The organism is Brevundimonas diminuta, assembly GCF_022654015.1.
Classification (GTDB): Bacteria; Pseudomonadota; Alphaproteobacteria; order Caulobacterales; family Caulobacteraceae; genus Brevundimonas; species Brevundimonas diminuta_C.
Genome location: NZ_CP073063.1, coordinates 2,857,832 through 2,878,688 on the forward strand (window position 1 = coordinate 2,857,832; position 20,857 = coordinate 2,878,688).

At 66.7% G+C, this 20,857-nt stretch carries 16 protein-coding genes; 8 read left to right on the forward strand and 8 right to left on the reverse strand.

The annotated features are described in order from the left end of the window. Positions 1-3: 3 nt before the first annotated feature. Both KAK88_RS14165 and KAK88_RS14170 read left to right on the forward strand, forming a co-directional pair. Complete coding sequence (locus KAK88_RS14165) at positions 4-1,128, forward strand: osmoprotectant NAGGN system M42 family peptidase (protein ID WP_242077119.1); 1,125 nt, start codon at positions 4-6, stop codon at positions 1,126-1,128. 301 nt (positions 1,129-1,429) lie between these two features. Continuing rightward, positions 1,430-2,077 carry a hypothetical protein gene (locus tag KAK88_RS14170; protein WP_242077120.1) on the forward strand — a complete coding sequence of 216 codons (648 nt, stop codon included), beginning with the start codon at positions 1,430-1,432 and terminating at the stop codon, positions 2,075-2,077. A 62-nt stretch (positions 2,078-2,139) separates the two neighbouring features. Here KAK88_RS14170 and KAK88_RS14175 read toward each other — a convergent pair whose 3' ends face one another. Continuing rightward, positions 2,140-5,442, reverse strand: a complete 3,303-nt coding sequence (locus KAK88_RS14175) for a S8 family serine peptidase (RefSeq protein ID WP_242077121.1) — start codon at positions 5,440-5,442, stop codon at positions 2,140-2,142. Positions 5,443-5,650: 208 nt separating this feature from the next. Next, the gene (locus KAK88_RS14180; protein ID WP_242077122.1) at positions 5,651-6,148 is read right to left on the reverse strand and encodes a hypothetical protein; all 498 of its coding nucleotides are present in this window, start codon (positions 6,146-6,148) and stop codon (positions 5,651-5,653) included. 143 nt (positions 6,149-6,291) lie between these two features. Here KAK88_RS14180 and KAK88_RS14185 point away from each other — a divergent pair, with 143 nt between their 5' ends. The 5 genes from KAK88_RS14185 to KAK88_RS14205 all read left to right on the forward strand — a co-directional run bounded on the left by KAK88_RS14185 (position 6,292) and on the right by KAK88_RS14205 (position 11,859). Next, positions 6,292-6,789: a GAF domain-containing protein gene (locus KAK88_RS14185; RefSeq protein WP_242077123.1), complete on the forward strand. Its 498-nt coding sequence runs from the start codon at positions 6,292-6,294 to the stop codon at positions 6,787-6,789. Between the two features lie 60 nt (positions 6,790-6,849). Beyond that, positions 6,850-7,527 carry an SDR family NAD(P)-dependent oxidoreductase gene (locus KAK88_RS14190; RefSeq protein ID WP_242077124.1) on the forward strand — a complete coding sequence of 226 codons (678 nt, stop codon included), beginning with the start codon at positions 6,850-6,852 and terminating at the stop codon, positions 7,525-7,527. Further along, positions 7,527-8,357, forward strand: a complete 831-nt coding sequence (locus KAK88_RS14195) for an HpcH/HpaI aldolase/citrate lyase family protein (RefSeq protein WP_242077125.1) — start codon at positions 7,527-7,529, stop codon at positions 8,355-8,357. Before KAK88_RS14190 ends, KAK88_RS14195 begins: the two co-directional genes overlap by 1 nt. A 218-nt stretch (positions 8,358-8,575) precedes the next feature. Beyond that, the gene (locus KAK88_RS14200) at positions 8,576-10,630 is read left to right on the forward strand and encodes a capsular polysaccharide biosynthesis protein (RefSeq protein WP_242077126.1); all 2,055 of its coding nucleotides are present in this window, start codon (positions 8,576-8,578) and stop codon (positions 10,628-10,630) included. 74 nt (positions 10,631-10,704) lie between these two features. Beyond that, complete coding sequence (locus KAK88_RS14205; RefSeq protein ID WP_242077127.1) at positions 10,705-11,859, forward strand: beta-ketoacyl-ACP synthase III; 1,155 nt, start codon at positions 10,705-10,707, stop codon at positions 11,857-11,859. Between the two features lie 4 nt (positions 11,860-11,863). On the opposite strand, the gene KAK88_RS14210 is transcribed toward KAK88_RS14205, so the two are convergent. Further along, the gene (locus KAK88_RS14210) at positions 11,864-12,325 is read right to left on the reverse strand and encodes a DoxX family protein (protein WP_055805915.1); all 462 of its coding nucleotides are present in this window, start codon (positions 12,323-12,325) and stop codon (positions 11,864-11,866) included. A gap of 41 nt (positions 12,326-12,366) precedes the next feature. Continuing rightward, a complete protein-coding gene (locus tag KAK88_RS14215; RefSeq protein WP_242077128.1) occupies positions 12,367-13,572 on the reverse strand; it encodes a M48 family metallopeptidase in 1,206 nt (401 codons plus the stop codon). A gap of 136 nt (positions 13,573-13,708) precedes the next feature. Here KAK88_RS14215 and KAK88_RS14220 point away from each other — a divergent pair, with 136 nt between their 5' ends. Beyond that, positions 13,709-13,978 carry a hypothetical protein gene (locus KAK88_RS14220; RefSeq protein WP_017504786.1) on the forward strand — a complete coding sequence of 90 codons (270 nt, stop codon included), beginning with the start codon at positions 13,709-13,711 and terminating at the stop codon, positions 13,976-13,978. Positions 13,979-14,050: 72 nt separating this feature from the next. Here the strand turns inward: KAK88_RS14220 and KAK88_RS14225 are convergent, their stop codons facing one another. The 4 genes from KAK88_RS14225 to KAK88_RS14240 form a co-directional block, all read right to left on the reverse strand. Beyond that, the gene (locus tag KAK88_RS14225) at positions 14,051-14,578 is read right to left on the reverse strand and encodes a porin family protein (protein WP_039244441.1); all 528 of its coding nucleotides are present in this window, start codon (positions 14,576-14,578) and stop codon (positions 14,051-14,053) included. Between the two features lie 232 nt (positions 14,579-14,810). Beyond that, complete coding sequence (gene ppdK, locus KAK88_RS14230) at positions 14,811-17,492, reverse strand: pyruvate, phosphate dikinase (protein WP_347265482.1); 2,682 nt, start codon at positions 17,490-17,492, stop codon at positions 14,811-14,813. A gap of 301 nt (positions 17,493-17,793) precedes the next feature. Then, positions 17,794-19,866 carry a glycine--tRNA ligase subunit beta gene (gene glyS / locus KAK88_RS14235; RefSeq protein WP_242077130.1) on the reverse strand — a complete coding sequence of 691 codons (2,073 nt, stop codon included), beginning with the start codon at positions 19,864-19,866 and terminating at the stop codon, positions 17,794-17,796. Beyond that, positions 19,866-20,759, reverse strand: a complete 894-nt coding sequence (locus KAK88_RS14240) for a glycine--tRNA ligase subunit alpha (protein WP_242077131.1) — start codon at positions 20,757-20,759, stop codon at positions 19,866-19,868. Before KAK88_RS14240 ends, glyS begins: the two co-directional genes overlap by 1 nt. Positions 20,760-20,857 lie beyond the last annotated feature (98 nt).

Consider the following 20,857-nt stretch of genomic DNA (forward strand, 5'->3'; position numbering starts at 1 on the left):
CCCTTGGCCCGCCCCGCGATAGACCTCGACTACCTGAAGGCCCGTTTGGCCGACCTGCTGAACACGCCCAGCCCGACCGGCTATACGGACGAGGCGGTCTGGCTCTTGTGCCGCGAACTGGAGCGGCTGGGCCTCGACTATGAGATGACCCGCCGCGGCGCCCTTCGCGCACGCTTGCCGGGCCGGACGCCAAAACCGGCGCGCGCCATCGTCGCCCACGTCGACACCCTGGGCGCGCAGGTCAAACAGGTGAAGGCGAACGGCCGGCTGGAGTTGGTCGCGATCGGTCACTGGTCGTCGCGTTTCGCCGAGGGTGCGCGGGCGACGATCTTCTCCGAGGCCGGCGCCTATCGCGGCACCATCCTGCCGTTGAAGGCGTCGGGCCATACTTTCAACGAAGAGGTCGACACCCAGCCGGTGAACTGGGCCCAGGTCGAACTGCGCATCGACGCCGTGACCCACGGCCGCGAAGACACCCTGGCCCTGGGCGTGGATGTAGGCGACATCGTCGCCATCGATCCGCAGCCCGAGTTCATCGATACCGGCTTCGTCGTCTCGCGCCATCTGGACGACAAGGCGGGCGTCGCCACCCTTTTGGCCGCGCTGGAATGCATGATCCGCGAAGATCGCACGCCGACGGTCGATACCTGGTGGCTGTTCACGATCGCCGAGGAGGTCGGGCTGGGCGCCTCGTCCGTGCTGATCCCGGATGTCGCCGCCATGGTGACGGTCGACAACGGCACGACCGCACCCGGCCAGAACTCGTCGGAGTTCGGCGTCACCATCGCCATGGCCGACCAGACAGGCCCCTTCGACTGGCACCTGTCACGCAAATTGGTTCAACTGGCCCGCGACCACGACATCCCGCACCAGAAGGACGTCTTCCGATACTATCGCTCGGACTCGGCTTCGGCTCTGGAAGCCGGCGCCGACATCCGGACCGCCCTGGTCACCTTCGGCATCGACGCCAGCCACGGCTATGAACGCATTCACGAAAGCGCGCTGGAAGACCTGTCGCGCCTGCTGATCGCCTATGCCGAAAGCGACGTCGAAATCAGCCGTGACGCCAAGTCTTTGAGCGGGGCAAAGGGCTTCACCCACCAGCCTGTCGGCGACGAGGTGGATTAGCGCGTAGGGGATCGCATTCGCTTAGCCGCCTAAACTCAGCCAATGCATGTCAGACTGAGGCAGCCTTCGAGGGGTTCCCTCTCTTGGCGCCGGGCCGCACTACAGCCGACCCAGATCCAAAACCGGTTGAAGCATTGTCCAGTGATCAGCGGATTTTTGGTCGCAGAAAGTCTGTGCAAATTCGCTCAGCGCTCGATCCGGTTTCAAGTGGTCCCGAAACCCATATCGAGGCACTCCTTGACAGATCAGTCGGTCGTGAACGTCATGGCCTATGGCGATCTCTCGACGGTCTGTGGCGTTTGTGGCGCTGATTATGCTGGGTCAGGCGTCCGGCGCTGCGGCTCAGTCCGTGCGGGCGGATCGGCAAAGCATCGATCAAGCCTATGCGATCGTGGATTTCCAGACGTCGCGCAGCGGTCGTGAAATCGCGCGAGCCCTGCAGCGCCATCTCGATCGCCTGCCGGTGCAAGCGAACTATCGTCAGCTGAACATGGGCGATGCGCCGCGTTCGCCCGGTCGCTTCACTCTGGTCGATCCGACTGCGCAGAGCGCCTTTGGTCTGCAAGGCCCGGCGACACGCGCGCCGGCCGGATGGCTGAGCGCGCCGCGAACGGTGGTGTGCACGGGCGCGAGCTGGCGCGCCGAGGCCGCCCAGCGTGTGCAGGCGCGGATCGAGCAGCACTACACACTGTGCCTGTTTCCGTATCGCGATGGACGGCGCCGGGGACATCAGTTGAACGTCTATGCCTCGACCCTGCTGGAGGGCGATCCGGCGATACCCGTTCGACGCTCCGATGAAGTGGAAAGCCCGGCCGTCTTCATTCGCAGCGCGATGGAGGCGGTGGAGCGGGTGACGGGGCGCAGGGGCGTCTGGATCGAAAACCGCACGGCCGAGCGGGATCGACCGTTCACCAAGGACAACGACGCCCTGTCCGCCCAGACGAACTAGGCGCAAAAAACAACGGCCCCGATCGTCGATCGGGGCCGCCGCCGTCTTATCCTGTCGTCAGATCAGAACCTGACGCTGAACCGGCCATAGATGCGGTTATCGCGATACTCGTCCTTGTAGAGGCCGGTGTAGCCCAGCTCGATCGCGGTGCGTTCGGTCGCCTGGATGTTGAAGCCCAAGCCGCCCGAGATCACGTCGTCGCCAGGATTGGCTCCGTCGATCAGGAAGCGCGGACCGTCGGCGAAGGCGGCGTCGAAGACCGGCCCGTCCCCGTTCAGGTCGTGGGTGTAGGCCAGGTGGGTCACGGCCGACAGACGCGCACGCCCCTCGCCGCCCGCCAGCACGGTGCGGGTGCGGAAGCCGGCGGTCAGCAGATCGGCCTTTTGCTTCACATTGCCCGACAGAGCGGCGTCGCCGCCCGTCTCAACGACGTCGGCGTCGTATTCGACGTGGCTGTAGCCGGCGTAGGGCTCGAACATCGTGCCGCCGACAGCGCGGCTCCACGCCACCTCGCCATAGGCCTGCCAGACGTCGCCGTCGTAGTCGCCGACCAGGGCGTTGGTGAAGGCGTTCAGCTGGGCCGTACGATCCGTGCGGACATCGGCGCTGGCCCACGATCCGCCGACGCGGATCTGGAAGTCGCCGACGCCGGCGCCGCCATAGACGCCGATCTGCTCGCTGGTGACCCGGCCGGTCGAGCTGAGACGCGGCGAGCGCAGTTCCGAGCGGGTTTCGCCCAGCGAAACGCCGACGTGGACGTCGTTCGCCAACGCCTTCTCGGCCCCGACCAGATAGCCGGAGGCTTCGTTGCGGAAGCCCGCGAGGCCGTCATGCGCCGAGCCCCGGCCGTTGCCGAAGACCCCGCTGCCCCAGACCGACACGCCGTTGCCGACGTAGGTGGCCGCGCCGCCCTGGCTGCGTCCGCGCTCGGACATGGCGTCGCGGATGACGCGGGCATCCGAAACAGCCAGGCCGCCCAGGGTGGCGTGGACCTCGCCCGTCAGGCCGCTGAGCGCGCCCTGAACCGCAGGCACGCTGGCGTCCAGCAGGGCGTTTTCCAGCGACAGATCGCGGTTGGTCCCGGTCGCGGTGTTGTTGATCATGACGTCCAGCGCGCCGCCGACCGACTGCTGGTTGTCCGTGCGGCCCAGCGAAGCCACGGTCACGTCGTTGCGCCGCACCGTCAGGACCACGCCGTTGGTCGAATAGGTCAGCACCGGGGCCAGGAAGGCCAGATCGCTCTGGGCGCCGCTGAACGTGCCCGTCACCGCACCGGTCGAGTTAATGATGTTCATCCGCGTGCGCAGATTCCATTCGCCGTTGTCGGCCTTCAGGATCACTTGGCCGCCGTCGATCTTGGTCGTGCCGCCCACGTTCAGGCGAGAATAGGCCGCGCCGTTCACGCTGGAGCGAATCCACAGGAATGAGCCCGGCTTGAAGTTCAGGTTGCCGGCGACCGTCAGGGTTCCGAACGGATTGACGCCGTCGCCGGGCGACACCACGCCGCCGCTTTCCGCCGTCAGGTTCGCCAGTCGACCGGTGCCGCCGATCATGCCGACGCCGCCGACGGTGGCGCTGGAGCGCAGCAGGCTGCCGTTGATCGTCAGAAGGCCGCCCTCGACCCGGGTCGGGCCGCTGTAGTCGTTGGCGCCCGTCAGGATCAGCTGACCGCCGCCCTTTTTGACCAGACCGCCGATGTCATTGCCGAAGTTGGCCTTGACCTCGGCCGAATAGCGGTCGCGCGCATCGCCGATGTTGTTGCTCCAGATATCGACCGTGCCCACGGCGACGGTGACGTCGCGGGTGTCGCGCAGCGCCGTCGGTCCGCGCAGGGCCACGTCCATTTGCGGGGCACCCCAGCCCGAGCGCAGATCGACACCCGGCGTGTCCAGATCCTTGGAGCTGGACACCAGAATGTCCGAGATCAGCGCCGTCGAATATTCGGGGAAGTTCTCCATCAGCAGGGCCGCGAAGCCCGAGATGTTCGGCGCCGCCATCGACGTGCCGGTGTAGGCCGCATAACCGCCGCCCGTATATTTGATGTACTGGTTCAGCACGCGCTGAAGCTCGTCATTGGCGTACTGCAAAACCGCGCCCGAGAAGGCCGGGGTCAGCAGCGCCATGTTGTTGGTCGAGGTCAGTAGCCCTGCCAGAACGGAGGTGAAGCCGTCCGGATCACCCAGCCGCGCCCCCGAAACCAAGGTGATGGCGGCCGCCTGACGTCCGACTTCGCGGCGCCATGCGTCTTCATTGTAGGTCGGGCCACCAGAGGCGCGAGCGGCCAAATAGGCGTTTAGAACGCCGATGAACTGGTTCACCGACGCGGTTTGAAGGGCGGTAACCGTAGTCGCGGAATACAGGCTGGCGTAGTTGGCGCGCGGATAGAGGGCCAGGATGCCCGCCCGGTCCATCGTATAAGCGGGCACCGACGAGACGACGGCCGAACCCGGTCCAGCGACGCACCAGGTCGCCGTCTGACCGCAGAAGCTGGTCGAGGGGTCGGCGGCGGTGAAGCTGGAATAGTTGGCGACCGACAGCCAGTTGGAGCGCAGACGCGGATCGTTCAGCGGTGCGGCCGCATCGATCCCGGCGTGGACGCCATAGCCGTTGCCGGCCGAGAAGACGACCAGAACGTCCTTGTCCAAAACCGGTTTGTAGAAGTCGCCGTAGTTGCGATTGAACGACGCCAGCACGGTCGGCAGCGAGGCGTTGAACGGCAGGGAGTTGCCGCTGCCCCAGCTGTTGTTGATGATGCGCACCTGGCCGGTATTGGCCAGGTCGACGATGTTCTGGTTCTGGGTGGCGACGATCTTTCCGTCGATGATCGCGTCCTTGTACCAGAGGAAGTCGCCGGCCGAGAAGTTGGCGGTGGCGGCGTAAAGCTTGGCGTTGAAGGCGTTGCCGAACATCGGCTGGCCCGCCACGCGATCGCCGGCGATGGTGCCGGACACGTGGGTGCCGTGACCTTCCCACTGGCGACGCGGATTGATCATGCCGTCGTTGCCATAGCCGGCGACCGCCTGGCTACGCAGGCCTGTCACCTTGCCGGCCGATCCGAACAGGGGGTGGGCCATGTAAACGCCGGCGTCATTGACCCCCACGGTCTGTCCGCGCCCGCTCAGGCCCATGGCGTAGGCGTGCTCCAGCCCCAGGAAGCCCTTGGAATAATCGACCGCGAACTGGCTGTCCGCGCGCCAGGACGCGATGGCCGTTTGATAGTTCGTCGTGCGCGTGCCGTTGGCCATGTAGAAGCCGCCGGCCGGGGCCGTGGGAGCCGGAGCGGTCTGCGCCGCCGCCGTCGTGCCCACCATGATCGCGACGCCTGCCGCTGCGGCCAGCAGACCGCCCTTGAAACTGAAACTCAAAACCTACCCCCTGCGGCCTGCGGCCGACGACTCTACTGCGCCCCCGCGACGCAACTCCGACGCACAAATCGAAGGTGTTTCGCGTTGTCGTCAACCACATTTTAGCCTTGGGACGTTTCGTCCCAGCCGGATTGTTTGGGATAAACCAATCTCTTGCGCTCAAGCTTGAGGCGCCGGGCGCGCCTTTGGCAGGTGGCGTGGCGCGTGATTACCGCACGCAGATGCGCGCGCGGTCGTTGATCCAGCAGTCGCCGTCCAGGCGCACGGTCCCCAAGCGATCGCCGGCCTTGTCGTCGTCGGGGTCGGCGTTCCAGGTGGCGTCGGCCGAGCCGTCGGCCATCAGGACGACGACGGCGAAATGGGAGTTCTTGGGCTTGCCCTCGGACCAGGCGTTCATCGTGTAGCCGCCGTCGCCGAACGGATAGACGAGGCACGGCTCGTCGAGCAGAACCTTACCATCGACCGAAAGATAACACGACTTGCGCGAGGCCGTGGGGGTCGTGGGTTCTGATGACGAAGCGGCGGGGCTTGCGCCGGTCTTCGCCGGTTCCGGAGGCGGCGCCATCGGCTCGGGCGCGGATGACGCGGGCGGCTGCGTCGCGTTAGCTGGTCCAGGCGCGCCGGCGTCCTGACCGCAGGCGGCCGCGGCGGCCGACAGCATCAGGGCGGCGATCAGGCTGAGCGGTCGTGAAGGGGTGGATGTCACGCGAGCCTCCGTCGTTGTCTCCCAGCGCCAACACCGGGGCGCATGGAGGCGTTCCCGGCGAAGCGGCGGCGAATGATGGCGCCCCTCCCCTTCGGCCGGCCGCTCGCCTATATCGCCAGCCTGTCCCGCTCCGGAGGTTTTCCATGGCCTATGTCGCCCGCAACGATCGTCCCGCCGACAAGGCGGCGCGCTATCTGGAGGTCGAGACGGAAGTCCTGGCCGTGCTCGACGGCGAGCCGAATGTAACGGCGCGAATGGCGACGGTGGCGTCGATGCTGGCCGATGCGTTCGAGCACTATTTCTGGACCGGCTTCTATGTCGTCGCGCCGGACAAGACCGACGAACTGGTGGTCGGGCCTTATCAGGGCACGCTGGGGTGCCTGCGCATCGCGTTCGGACGCGGAGTATGCGGCGCGGCGGCGGCGACGGGCCAGACCCAGTTGGTCGAGGATGTGCACGCCTTCCCCGGCCACATCGCCTGCGACAGCCGTTCGGCCAGCGAGATCGTGGTGCCCGTGCGCGACGCCGCGGGCGCGCTGATCGCGGTGTTCGACGTGGATGCGACGACGCCGGCCGCCTTCGATACGGACGATCAGGAGGCGCTGGAGCGGTTGATGGCGAAGGTGTTCGCCGACGCTTGATCGGGGCCGGTTGATCCGGCCGCAGCCGGCTCTATGGTCCCCGGCGACATGGAGGATCGGATGACGCAGCGAACAGTCGCAATCACCGGCGGACACGGCGTCCTGGGCCGGGCGGTGCTGGAGGCGGCGCTGAAAGGCGGCTGGCAGGTCGCGGTGATCGACCATGCCTCGGGCCATGCCGTGCCCGACGGCGTGCTGGAGATCGGCGGGGTCGATCTGACGGACGCCGGCCAGGCGCAAAAGGCCGTCGACGCGGTGATCGCCCGGTTCGGGCGGCTGGACGCCCTGCTGAACATCGCCGGCGGCTTCGTCTGGCAGACAACCGACGATGCGGAACCGGCGTGGGACCGGATGCATGCGCTGAACGTCACCACCGCCGTCAACGCCAGCCGCGCGGCGCTGGATGCGCTGAAGGCCTCGCCCGAGGGTCGGATCGTCAACGTCGGCTCGGCCGCCGCGTTGAAGGCCGGGGCCGGCATGGGGGCCTATGGCGCGGCCAAGGCCGGGGTCCACGCCCTGACCCAGGCGCTGGCGGAGGAGTTGAAGACGACAAAGGTGACGGTCAACGCCGTCCTGCCGTCGATCATCGACACGCCGGCGAACCGCAAGGAGATGCCCGACGCCGACCCGGCGACCTGGGTCGCGCCGGCCGATCTGGCCGCGGTGATCCTGTTCCTGGCCTCGCCCGAGAGCCGGGCCATGACCGGCGCCCTGGTGCCCGTCACGGGCCGCGTCTGATGCGCAGCGACCGGGTCCGCAGCGTCCTTTATCTGCCCGCCTCCAATGCGCGGGCGATCGAGAAGGCCCGGACGCTGGATTGCGATGTCGCCGTGCTGGACCTGGAAGACGCCGTGGCGCCCGAGGCCAAGGCTGACGCTCGCGACGCCGCCGTCGCGGCGGTTCGGGCTGGCGGGTTCGGGCCGCGCCTGGGCGTGCGGATCAATGGTCTGGACACCGACTGGGGGCTGGACGACCTGACGGCGATGAAGGCGGCGGGGGCCACGCTGATCGTCGCACCCAAGGTGGAGACGCCCGAGGCCGTGCACGCCCTGTCCGCCGGCCTGGCCAAGCGCTGCGCCCTGTGGGCCATGATCGAAACGCCGCGCGCGCTGATGGCCCTGGCCGACATCGCATCCGCAGATGGGGCGCTGGACGGGCTGATGCTGGGGGTCAACGACCTGGCCAAGGCGCTGGGGACCGGGGCTTCGCCGGATCGCGAACCGTTCAAGCCGTGGCTGGCCATGCTGGTCGCCGCCGCGCGCGCCAACGGCTTGTTGGCCATCGACGGCGTGTTCAACCGGATCGACGATGCTGAAGGCCTGGCGGCCGAAGCATTGCAGGGGCGACTGTATGGGTTCGACGGCAAGAGCCTGATCCACCCGTCGCAGATCGCGGCCGCCAACGCCGCCTTCTCGCCGTCCGAAGCCGAGATCGCCGATGCGCGAGCGATCGTCGCCGCCTTCGCCGCGCCAGCCGCCGACGGTCAGGGCGCGATCCGCGTGAACGGGGCGATGGTCGAACGGCTGCATCTGGAACAGGCGAAGGCGCTGCTGGCGCGAGCGAGTTGACCGCCTGTCTCCTCCCCACTCCTGGGGAGGGGGACCGCGAAGCGGTGGAGGGGCTTTTGATGTCCCACTAACGCCTGGGATGATTTGAAGAACCCTTCCGTCACGGCGCAAGAGCGCCGCGCCACCTCCCCATGAAGTGGGGAGGAGACGGAAGCGTCGGGCCTAGTCGCGTCGACGCAACCGCCGTAAAGCTCGCGTCAAACCTCAGCGGACCCGCCTTGCCCCTACCCTACGACACGCCTTCGAGAATCCCGGCCTGGGTCTGTGCGCCCGGCGTGCTGAAGGTCCCGTTCCTCGACGTGTTTCTGGCTGACTATGACCTGCGTCGCCTGCCGGGGGAGGACGTGCAGGCGGTGCTGGGCTGGGGGATGAAGCCGACGGCGGCGGCGGGGCGACAGTGGGCCGAGAAGACCGGGCGACCCTATGTGGCGCTGGAGGACGGGTTTTTGCGTTCGGTCGGCATAGGCGAGGCGGGCGCGACCAGCCTCAGCCTGATCGTCGATGATCTGGGCGTCTATTACGATGCGACGCGGCCCAGCCGGCTGGAGCATCTGATCCAGAACGCCGACGACTGGTGCGACGCGGCCATGACAGCGCGGGCGCGCGTGCTGATCGACCGGATCGTGGCGTCCGGCGTGTCCAAGACAAACATGGGCGGGCCGCTGGATGTGGACCTGCTGAAGCCCGGTCGGCGCGTGCTGATCGTGGACCAGACGTTCGGCGACGCCTCCATCGCCTGTGGCCTCGCGACGGCTCAGAGCTTTGACGAGATGATCGCCGCCGCCCGGCGCGACGAACCGGACGCCCAGTTGATCGTCAAACGCCATCCGGCCGTGGCGGCGGGGAAAAAACGCGGCTGCGTGACGGACCTGAGGGGCGTCACCCTGGTCGATACGGATGTACGGCCCGCCGAGCTGCTGGCGGCGGTGGATGCGGTCTATTGCGTCACCTCGGCGCTGGGGTTCGAGGCGCTGTTGCGCGGCCTGCCGGTGCGGTGTTTCGGGGCGTCCTTCTATTCCGGCTGGGGTCTGACGACCGATGCGATTCAGACGGGACGGCGCGGCGTCTCGCGGTCGATCGAACAGGTCGCGGCGGCCGCCCTGATCGCCTACAGCCGCTATGTCGATCCGGTGACGGGCGAAAGGTGCGAGGCCGAACAGGCGCTGGAGCGGCTGATCGCCCTGCGCGACCGGGCCGACCGGCTGGCGGGTTCGTGGTCGGCGGTGGGGTTCGCGCCGGCCAAACGCCCGCCGGTGCGCCGCTTGCTGAACTCGCCCAAGGCGTCGATGCGCTATTTCATGTCGCCGTCGCGCGCCGCCGCCCACGCCAAGGCGACCGATGGGCGGCTGATTTGGTGGGCGGGCAAGGAGAGCGAGGCGACGCGTCAGGCGGCGGCGGCTTTTAGCGGCCCGACTGTACGGATGGAGGACGGCTTCATCCGTTCGCGGGGCCTGGGGTCCGATTTCGTCGGCGCCCTGTCGGTCGCGCTGGACGATCAGGGGGTCTATTACGATCCGTCGCAGCCCTCGCGGCTGGAGACCCTGATCGAGACCTCGGACCTGTCGCCGGCTCAGCTGGCGCGGGCCGCCGAGCTGCGGACGCGCGTGGTCGATGCGGGCCTGTCGAAATACAATCTTAGGGGCCAGGCGCCGACGGACTGGCCCGTTGATCGCGACATCCTGCTGGTGGTCGGCCAGGTCGAGAACGACAAGTCGATTCTGCTGGGCTGTGCGCCGGATCTGAACACCAACTCGGCCCTGGTGGAGGCGGCGCGGCGCGATCATCCGGACGCCTTTCTGGTCTATCGCAATCACCCCGACGTGCTGGCGGGTAACCGGCCGGGGCGGCTGGACGCGGGAGCCATGGCCTCGGTCGATGCCGTGGGCGACGGGCTGGATATCGTGGACTGTCTGAACGCCTGTCGCCGGGTGGCGACCCTGACCTCCCTGACCGGGTTCGAGGCCCTGATGCGAGGCAAGGCGGTGTCGGTCTATGGCCGGCCCTTCTATGCCGGATGGGGGCTGACTGACGACCGGCTGACGTTCGAGCGCCGCAGCCGCCGCGCCGGCGTCGATCACCTGGTCCACGCCGCCCTGATCGCCTACCCCCTGTATGTCACGCCCGAGGGCTGGCCCTGCGAGGCCGAGGATCTGGTGGACCGGCTGATCGCCGCGCGCGACCAGCCGACGCCCAAGGCGCCGCGCGGTCAGCTGCAGCGCTGGGCCGCCGGCGTCATCGCCAGTCTCGACCGCAAGCCGCCGCCGTCCTATTGACGCGTTCTGATAGGAAACGGACTGTCCTCAAGCAGCAAGGTCCCGCGGGCCGAGCGATAGGAACAAAAACCAAAGTGACCCACGCCGTCATCGCCGCCACCGGCCTCTTCACCCCCGAACAGTCCGTCTCGAACGCCGAACTGGTCGACAGCTACAATACCTGGGCCGACGGCTGGAACGCCCGCCATGCCGCTCAGATCGAGGCTGGCGAGCTGGAGGCCAAGTCGCACTCCTCGCCCGAGTTCATCGAAAAGGCCTCGGGCATCAAGAGCCGGTTCGTGCTGGACAAGGCCGGGATCATCGATCCCGAGCGGATGGCGCCGAACCTGGCCGAACGCTCCAACGACGAAATCTCGATCCTGGCCGAGATGGCGGTCAAGGCCGCGCGTCAGGCGATTGAGGCCTGGGGCAAACCGGTTTCCGAAATCGGCGCCGTCCTGTGCGCCGCATCGAACATGCAGCGCGCCTATCCGGCCATGGCCATCGAGGTTCAGCAGGCCCTGGGCATCGAGGGCTTCGCCTTCGACATGAATGTAGCGTGCAGCTCGGCGACCTTCGGCATCAAGACGGCGGCGGACTTCATCGCCGGCGGCTCGGTCAAGGCGGTGCTGATGGTCAATCCGGAGGTCTGTTCGGCCCACCTGAACTTCACCGACCGCGACAGCCACTTCATCTTCGGCGACGTGGCCACCGCGGTGATCGTGGAGTCGTCGGATACGGCGGGGCCGGGCGGCTGGGACGTGCTGGGCACGCGGCTGAAGACGACCTTCTCGAACAACATCCGCAACAACTTCGGCTTCTTGAACCGCAATGCGCGCGACACCGCGCATCTGGACAGCCCCGAGGCCGACGACAGCATTCAGAACGACAAGCTGTTCATCCAGCAGGGCCGCAAGGTCTTCCGCGACGTGGTACCAATGGTGTCGGACATGATCGTGGATCACGCCGGCGAACTAGGCCTGGATCCGCACGAGCTAAAGCGCCTTTGGCTGCACCAGGCCAACATCAACATGAACACGATGATCGGCAAGAAGGTGCTGGGTCGCGAGCCCTCGGCGGATGAGAACGTCATCATCCTGGACGAATACGCCAACACCTCCTCGGCCGGGTCGATCATCGCCTTCCACCTGCACAACGACGGGTTCGAGGCGGGCGATACGGGGCTGATCTGCAGCTTCGGCGCCGGCTATTCGGCCGGGACGGTTTTCGTCAGGAAGCGCGCCGCCTGAAGTCTTAAAGCCGGGGCAGGAACAGGACGAAGTCCAGGCTCCACAGCCCCGGTCCATTGGCGATCAGCCAGATCAGGATGACCATCAGCAGGGTCTCGGGCAGGTCGAAATAGCTGGAGAGGCGATAGCCGAGGCTGGTCCCCTCCACCGATTTTGACGCCACCGTCACCAGGGCGACCAGGCTGATGATCAGCAGCACAAGGGCCGCCAAGCTGGTGAACAGGCCCATGATCAGCAGGGCGCCGAAGGCGAATTCGCACACCGAGACGAACTTGGCGGTCTGGCGCGGCGCGGCGATGCCGGCCTCGACCATCGTCTTGCTCATCTTCTCGGCTTGGGCGGGGGTAAACAGCTTGTAGAAGCCGGACAGGAAAAACATTCCGCCGACCACGACCCGCGCGATCAGGGGCGCGATGTCCATCAGGGCCGGAACGCCCAGGCCGAGGCCGCGATAGAGGTCGATCATGGGGCGAAGGCTCCGCTTGGAATGGCGGAGCCTTCAATGCTTTACGGGCGTGTCGGTTGCTCGGCCCCGTCGCGTGGCGGATGCGTCGCCTTCCATTCCATGGCGCGGCGGATGCGGTTCTCGACGCTGGGGTGATCGTAGAACAGGAACTCCTCGATCGCCGACGGTGACGGGGCGCGGTATTCGGCGGTCTTGATCAGGGCCTTGGACAGACCGTCCGGTTCATTGGCGTGAACCAGCGAGAAGTGGTCGGCGTCCTCCTCCATCGTGCGGGTCATGGTGGCGAAGACCGGGGTGCCCAGCACGCCCAGGAAGGCCAGCACCAGGGCCAGGACCGGCAGGCCCGCAGGGTCGGAGATGTCGCCCACGCGATCCGCCCTCAGCAGACGATGCGCCACTGGATACAGCCGGTCGGTCAGCCAGAAGGCCAGCACCGACAACAGGACCAGAATGCCGACGGTCCAGAGAATGTGCGCCCGGACATAGTGGCCCATCTCATGGCCGACCACGCCGCGCACCTCGGCCAGATCCGCGCCCTGTTTGAACATGGTGTCGCTCATCGCCACCCGCGCCGTGCCGAACAGGCCCGAGACATTGGCGGTATAGCGGTCGGACTGTTTGGAGCCGTCGTAGATGAAGATCTTGTCCGACGGCGTGCCGGTCTGTTTGGCCAAGGTCACGACGGCGTCGCGCACCGGCCCGTTCGGTGCGGGCGTATAGGTGTTGAAAATCGGCTCGATCAGCAAGGGTGCGAGCACCAGACCGATGACGATGAAGGCCGCCGTCACGCCGGCCGCCCAGGCCCACCAGAACCGACGCGCACGTCGGATCAGGGCATAGATCGCCACCAGCAGCAGCGAGGTCGCCACCACCGAGATGGCCGCGCCGATCACGGCCTCGCCCAGCCAGCCGCCCAGGGCCTGGCTGGTCAGCCCATACTGTTTCTCTCGCCACCAGCCCTGATAGATCGACCACGGCAGGGTCAGCGCCCAGCTCATGGCCGAATAGACCGCGGCGACGACGAAACTGGCCAGGACCGGCCGACGACGGCGACGTTCGATCCGGCTGCGGATCGCGACCAGCAGACCAGTGCGCACGATGATCCAGGCGACCATGGCCGAGACCAGGAAGCTCCACAGGATCAGCCAGTGCGAACCGTGGGTATAGGCGATGGCGCGGGCCGTTTCCTGGGGCGACAGGGTCGCCAGCCACTGGGCCGTCGCGGCCGCCGGATCGAAATTCGTCATGGTTTTCTCCCTTGCGAGAACCAAACCGCGCGACCCGCGTTATGTCAGGTTAATTCGCATCCATGATGATTCTCGCCCGGCCACGCTTGAATCTTTCACGACTTTTTGTCACCCATTCTCCTGTCGAGAACAGGGGATGTCCCAGATGGCTCACAAGACGCCCAAGCAGGTTTTGGAAAGCTTGGCTCATGATATCGCCACCGTGTTGAAGAGCATGGGTGGCTCGGCGCATCAGAACATGGTGGTCGATTGCGTGGCGGCGATGAAGCGCCAGCGCGGCGAGGCGGTCAACCCGCCCGATCTTCGCCAAAAGATCATCGAGACGTTCGAATACTATCGCGACTGGTTCGTTCGCCCATTCGGCGAAGGCTCGCAGCGCTGGGCCCTGGCCGGCGACTTCGGCTGATTTCACGGTTCTGAACGAAAAAGGCGCGCTCCCTGCGGAGCGCGCCTTCGTCATTAGGACTGATCGATCAGATCAGAAGCGACGGATGTAGCTGACCGAATAGGCGTCGGCTTCACCACCGTTGTCGCGGTAGTCGCGACGGGTCCAGTCGGCGCGCACGCCGTTGACGCCGTCCAGATAGTAGTTGGCGCCGGCGCCGTAGTTCCAGCTGTCGCCGCCCACATCGGTGTTGGCGCCCGGGAACTTCTGCTTCAGCTCGGTGTGGCCGTAGCCGCCGCGTGCGAACAGTTCCAGCTTGTCAGAGACCGGCACCTTGCCGACCACATAACCGGCGGCGTCCCACTCGTGCTTGATCTCGCCGTCGACGCCCGCGACGGTGAAGTCGTCATGCTTCACGCCGACCGAGGCTTCGGTTTCCACAGCGATGTAACGGTTGAGGTTGACGCCAAGACGACCGGTGACGGCGCCCGTCGTTGCATTGTCGCCTTCAAGATGAGTGTAGCCCAACGAGCCGTAACCACGCGGCTCAGGATTGGTTTGAGCAAAGGCCGGAGCGGCGATTGCGGAAACGGCGACAGCAGCGAGAAGAATGTTACGCATTGTTTCTTATTAACTCCTAGATGTGATGACCGAGCCGATCATCAGCCCCATCCAGCGAGTGCTTAAATAGGTTACGGCGTCATCTGTTCCAGAGGCGCGAAAACACGACGAATGCCTGTGGACGCCGGGACACATACAGCGTTCCTTCAAGATCGGCGACTTTGTGGCGCCGCAGCAAAAAGGGCGGCCTCGACCGAGACCGCCCTTCCTTGGTTCGTCCTGCTGAGAAGGCCTAGCGGTCCTTCTCGCGCTCCACGTTCAGCGCGGCCTGGGCCGCCGCCAGACGGGCGATCGGCACGCGGTAGGGCGAGCAGGAGACGTAATCCAGACCCGCCTGTTCGCAGAAGGCGATCGACGACGGGTCGCCGCCATGTTCGCCGCAGATGCCCAGCTTGACCTCGGGTCGGACCTTGCGCCCGCGCTCAGCGGCGATCTCGATCAGGCCGCCCACGCCGTCCTGGTCCAGACGCACAAAGGGATCGGTTTCGAAGATGCCCTTGTCCAGATAGGCCTGCAGGAACCGGCCCGAGTCGTCGCGGCTGATGCCGAACGTCGTCTGGGTCAGGTCGTTGGTGCCGAAGCTGAAGAACTGGGCGTATTCGGCCAAGTCGCCTGCACGGATGGCGGCGCGCGGCAGTTCGATCATCGTGCCGACCAGATAGTCGAGGCTCTGGCCCGTCTCCTCGAACACCGCCTTGGCCGTGCGGTCGGTCAGCTCGCGCAGATATTTCATCTCCAGGCCCAGGGCGACCAGCGGGTGCATGATCTCCGGCAGGGGCGCGGCACCCGACTTCTGCTTGACCTCCAGCGCCGCCTCGATGATGGCGCGGACCTGCATCTCGTAGATCTCGGGATAGGCGACGCCCAGCCGGCAGCCGCGGTGGCCCAGCATCGGGTTGGTCTCGTGCAGCTCCTTGGCGCGACGCTTCAGCTTCTCCGCGTCGATGCCCGACGAGGCGGCCAGGGCGTCGATGTCTTCCTCGGTGTGCGGGATGAACTCGTGCAGGGGCGGGTCCAGCAGGCGCACCGTCACCGGCAGGCCGGCCATGATTTCGAACAGTTCGACGAAGTCCGACTTCTGGAACGGCGCAATCTTGGCCAGCGCCGCGCGACGGCCCTTTTCGTCGTCGGCCAGGATCATCTCGCGCACGGCGGCGATCCGGGTGTCGTCGAAGAACATGTGCTCGGTGCGGCACAGACCGATGCCCTCGGCGCCGAACCCGCGCGCGGTCTTTGCGTCCAGCGGGGTCTCGGCGTTGGCGCGGACCTTCAGGCGGCGCACCTTGTCGGCCCAGCCCATCAGGGTCTGGAAGTCGCCGGTCAGTTCGGGCTCGATCATCGGCACGGCGCCGTCCAGCACCTCGCCCTTGGAGCCGTCGATGGTGATGACCTCGCCGGCCTTGAAGGTGCGGCCGCGCGCGGTGAAGACGCCCTTGGCCTCGTCGATGTGGATCTCGCCGGCGCCGGAGACGCAGGCCCGGCCCATGCCGCGCGCCACGACGGCGGCGTGGCTGGTCATGCCGCCGCGGGCGGTGACGATGCCGCGCGCCGCATGCATGCCGTGGATGTCCTCGGGGCTGGTCTCTTCGCGCACCAGGATGACCGCTTCCCCCAGACCCGACATGCGCTCGGCCTCGTCGGCGTCGAAGACGATCTTGCCGGTCGCGGCGCCGGGCGAGGCCGGCAGGCCGGCGGCGACCACGGTGCGCGCCGCATCGGGGTCCAGCGTCGGGTGCAGCAGCTGGTCCAGCGCCGACGGCTCGACCCGGCTGATGGCCTCTTCCTGGGAGATCACGCCCTCGGCGGCGAGGTCCACGGCGACCTTCAGCGCCGACTTGGCGGTGCGCTTGCCGTTGCGGGTCTGCAGCATCCACAGACGGCCCTGTTCGACCGTGAACTCGATGTCCTGCATGTCGCGGTAGTGGCTTTCCAGCTTGCCGACGACGTCGACGAACTGGGCGAACACCTCGGGCATGGCCTCTTCCATCGAGGGGGCGGTCTCGCCCATCTCCTCGCGGCCGATCCTGGTAAGGGACTGCGGCGTGCGGATGCCCGCGACCACGTCCTCGCCCTGGGCGTTGATCAGGAACTCGCCGTACAGGCGCGCCTCGCCGGTCGAGGGGTTGCGGGTGAAGGCCACGCCGGTCGCCGACGTCTCGCCCATGTTGCCGAACACCATCGACTGGACGTTGACGGCCGTGCCCCAGCTTTCGGGGATGTCGTGCATGCGGCGATAGAATTTCGCCCGGTCGTTCATCCAGCTTTCGAACACGGCGCCCACGGCGCCCCACAGCTGGTCATTGGGATCCTGCGGGAAGGCGTGACCCAGTTCGCGCTCGACCACGGCCTTGTAGTCGGCGACCACCTTCTCCCAGTCGGCGGCGGTCAGGTCGGTGTCGACCGTGACGCCCAGGCGATCCTTGTGCTGGTCCAGCACCTCTTCGAAATCGTCGTGGCTGAGACCCAGCACCACATTGGAATACATGGTGATGAAGCGGCGGTAGCTGTCGAAGGCGAAGCGGCGGTCGCCCGACAGTTTCGCCAGACCCTCGACCGTCTGGTCGTTCAGACCCAGGTTCAGCACCGTGTCCATCATGCCCGGCATGGACGCGCGCGCACCCGACCTCACTGAGACCAGCAGCGGGTTTTCAACATCGCCGAACGTCTTGCCGACCACGCCCTCGACCTTGGCCAGGGCGGCCTGCACCTGGGCGTCCAGATCGGCCGGATAGGTCTCGTTGTTGGCGTAATAGTGGGTGCAGACCTCGGTGGTAACGGTGAAGCCCGGAGGAACCGGCAGACCCAGCGACGACATTTCCGCCAGATTGGCGCCCTTGCCGCCGAGAAGGTTCTTCATCGACGCGTCGCCGTCGGCGGAGCCTCCGCCGAAGCCGTACACCCACTGAGTCATCATGCAGTCCCTGAGCTTTTCGGATCGTCCGGCGGGTTGGCCCCGCTCGCACATGCAGCATGATCTAGCGCGTGAGAGCGGCCTTGACCATTGCGGATGTAACAATGCGTGAGCGGGTGTGCGGTTTCCTTGAGGCCAAATGCAGTGCGCCTTCTCCCATTCGGAGGAGGTGGTGCAGAGGGCCGGATGAGGGGCGGCTGGTGGGCCAGCTCGCGCGCCCGACCCTCACCCTTTCGCGCTAGGACGACGGCTGTCGCCGCCGTGCGCTCAAGCCCTCTCCCACTGGGAGAGGGAAGCCGTCTCATTACCCCGCGATCTGGCCGAAGTCGGCGACCTGGCCCATGACGTCGCGGATCTGGCCCAGCAGCTTCAGACGGTTTTCGCGTTCGGCGGGGATGTCGGAGTTGACCAGAACGTCGTCGAAGAAGCGATCCACGGGCGCGCGCAGGCGCGCCAGGGCCGTCATGGCGGCGGCGAAATCCTCGGTCTCCAGCGCGGCCTCGACGGAGGTGCGCGCGGCGCCGACGGCGAAGGCCAGGGTGGTCTCGGCCTCGGGCTGGTTCGGCAGGCCGGTCTGGACCATGCCGGTGGGCAGCGGCCCCTTCTTCTCCTCGGCGCGCAGGATGTTGGAGGCGCGCTTGTAGCCAGCCAGCAGATTGGCCCCGTCGTCCGTAGCGAGGAAGGCGGCCAGGGCTTCGACCCGGCGCACGATGCGAACGAGGTCGTCGTCGCCCAAAGCGAAAACGGCGGCGACGAGGTCGTGGCGTTGGCCTTGGTCCCGCAGCAGGACGGTCAAGCGGTCGGCAAAGAAGGACGCCAGCTCTGACGACAAAGACAGCTTATCGACTTGACGTTCGACCTTGCCCTGCTTGGTGATCAATGCGGTCGCGGGCGCGAAGGCGTCGTTCGTCAAGCCAAGACGGATTTCATTGTTCAAGATCAGGCGAAGGATGCCCAGCGCCGCTCTCCGCAGCGCGAACGGATCCTTCGAACCCGTGGGCTTTTCGTCGATGGCGAAGAAGCCGACCAGGGTGTCCAGCTTGTCGGCCAAGGCCACCGCCACCGTGACCGGGGCGGATGGAACCGTGTCGGCGGGACCTTGGGGCTTGTAGTGGTCGCGCACGGCGTCCGCGATCGCGTCGGAATGGCCGGCGAGGCGGGCGTAATAGCCGCCCATAATCCCCTGCAGTTCCGGGAATTCGCTGACCATGCCCGACAGCAGGTCAGCTTTGGACAGGCGGGCGGCGGTTTCGGCCTCATCGGCGTCGGCGCCGACCAGCGGGGCGATCTCGCGGGCCAGGGCGGCGATGCGCTCGACGCGCTCGGCCAGGGTGCCCAGTTTGGCGTGGAAGGTGACGCCGGACAGTTTGGCGTTCCAGGCGTCGAAGCCGACCTTCTGGTCCTCGTCCCAGAAGAAGCGGGCATCGTTCAGGCGCGCGGACAGAACGCGGCTGTTGCCGGCGGCCAGGGCCTTGCCGCCGTCGGTCGCCTCGACATTGGCGACGACCAGGAAGTTGGGAGCGAGCCCCTCTTTGGCCGGATCACGCACGGCGAAATACTTCTGGTGGACCTTCATCGACAGGCGCACGACTTCCGGCGGAAGGGCCAGGAACTGCGGGTCCATGTCGCCCAGGATCGGCGTCGGCCATTCCGCCAGGCCCGCAACCTCGTCCAGCAGGCCGTCGTCATCGACCAAAGCCAGGCCGCGCGCGGCGCAGGCGGCCTTGGCCTGTTCCAGAATCCTCAGCTTGCGGTCGGCGGCGTCCAGCAGGACGAAGTTCTTTTCCAGTTTGGTGCGATAGTCGATGAAGTCGCTGACGCGCAGCAGCTCGCCGGAACCCAGGAAGCGGTGGCCCTCGGTGATCGCATCCGACGAGATGCCGTCGATCTCGAACGGGACCACCTGGCCGTCGAACAGGCACAGGATGCGCTTGATTGGACGCACCCAGCGCAGGGTGCCGGACCCCCAGCGCATCGACTTGGGCCAGGGGAAGGTGCGGATGACCTGATCGACCGTCTCGGCGACCAGATCGGTCGTGGCCCGCCCCCGGGACGACAGGACGGCGAACAGGACCCCATCACGCTCGGTCAGTTGATCGCGCGTCAGGCCGGTCTTGCGCAGGAAGCCTTCCAGCGCCTGTTCCGGGGCCGAGGCGCGCGGCCCCTTGACCTCTTCCTCGCGGTCCGGCGTGGCCACGGGCAAGCCGTCGATGACCAGCGTCAGGCGGCGCGGACCGGCATAGGTCGTCAGCGCGTCCCACGTCAGGCCGGCGGCCTTCAGCCGGTCGGAGACCATCCGCTCCAGGTCGCGCGCGGCGCCCTGCTGCATCCGCGCGGGGATTTCTTCGGAGAAGATTTCGAGGAGAAGTTGGGGCATCAGGCGGTTTTCCGCTCTTGTTCGACGTAGGCGAGGGCGCAGGCTTTGCAGAGTTCGCGGATGCGGCCGATGTAGCTCTGGCGTTCGGCGACGGCGATGGCGCCGCGCGCATCCATCAGGTTGAACAGGTGGCTGGCCTTCAGCACCTGGTCGTAGGCGGGCAGGACCAGCGGCTGATCCTGCGGCCCGCGCATGTCGAGCAGGCGTTGCACTTCGCCCACCATGTCCTCGAACCGCCGCTTCAGGCCCTCCACGTCATAGCCGTGGAAGTTGGCTTCCGACTGCTGGCGCTCGTTCTCCAGGAAGACCTCGCCGTAGGTCAGCCCCTCCTTGGTGAACTTCAGATCATAGACGTTGTCCACGCCCTGGACGTACATGGCCAGACGCTCCAGCCCGTAGGTCAGCTCGCCCGACACCACATCGACCTCGATGCCGCCGACGCCCTGGAAGTAGGTGAACTGCGTCACCTCCATCCCGTCACACCAGACCTCCCAGCCCAGACCCCAGGCGCCGACGGTGGGGTTTTCCCAGTCGTCCTCGACGAAGCGTATGTCGTGCAGTTTCGGATCGATGCCGATCGCCGCCAGCGAGCCGAGATACAGCTCCTGAAGATTGTCGGGGTTCGGCTTCAGGAGAACCTGGTATTGGTAATAGTGTTGGAGGCGGTTCGGGTTTTCGCCATAGCGGCCGTCGCCGGGGCGGCGGCTGGGCTGGACATAGGCGGCCTTCCAAGGCTTGGAGCCGAGCGCGCGCAAGACGGTGGCGGGATGCAGCGTGCCGGCCCCGACCTCGATGTCATAGGGTTGCAGAATGGCGCAGCCCTGCTCGCCCCAATAGCGGTGGAGCGTCAGGATCAGGTCCTGAAACGCGAGTGGCTCGGTCGAGGTGGTCAAATCGGGCTCGTGGGGAGGGGCTGCAAAAAAGACGGCGGACCATAGGGCCCGCCGCCTTCCGCTTCAACACGCTACCGAGCGAGCGCGTGGATGACCCT

What these genes read in the sequence shown, in the direction of transcription:
- KAK88_RS14185 (WP_242077123.1), top strand. Translation starts at nt 6,292, where the DNA reads ATGGCCTATGTCGCCCGCAACGATCGTCCCGCCGACAAGGCGGCGCGC.
- KAK88_RS14190 (WP_242077124.1), top strand. Translation starts at nt 6,850, where the DNA reads ATGACGCAGCGAACAGTCGCAATCACCGGCGGACACGGCGTCCTGGGC.
- KAK88_RS14195 (WP_242077125.1), top strand. Translation starts at nt 7,527, where the DNA reads ATGCGCAGCGACCGGGTCCGCAGCGTCCTTTATCTGCCCGCCTCCAAT.
- KAK88_RS14210 (WP_055805915.1), bottom strand. Translation starts at nt 12,325, where the DNA reads ATGATCGACCTCTATCGCGGCCTCGGCCTGGGCGTTCCGGCCCTGATG.
- KAK88_RS14215 (WP_242077128.1), bottom strand. Translation starts at nt 13,572, where the DNA reads ATGACGAATTTCGATCCGGCGGCCGCGACGGCCCAGTGGCTGGCGACC.
- KAK88_RS14220 (WP_017504786.1), top strand. Translation starts at nt 13,709, where the DNA reads ATGTCCCAGATGGCTCACAAGACGCCCAAGCAGGTTTTGGAAAGCTTG.
- KAK88_RS14225 (WP_039244441.1), bottom strand. Translation starts at nt 14,578, where the DNA reads ATGCGTAACATTCTTCTCGCTGCTGTCGCCGTTTCCGCAATCGCCGCT.
- ppdK (WP_347265482.1), bottom strand. Translation starts at nt 17,492, where the DNA reads ATGATGACTCAGTGGGTGTACGGCTTCGGCGGAGGCTCCGCCGACGGC.
- glyS (WP_242077130.1), bottom strand. Translation starts at nt 19,866, where the DNA reads ATGCCCCAACTTCTCCTCGAAATCTTCTCCGAAGAAATCCCCGCGCGG.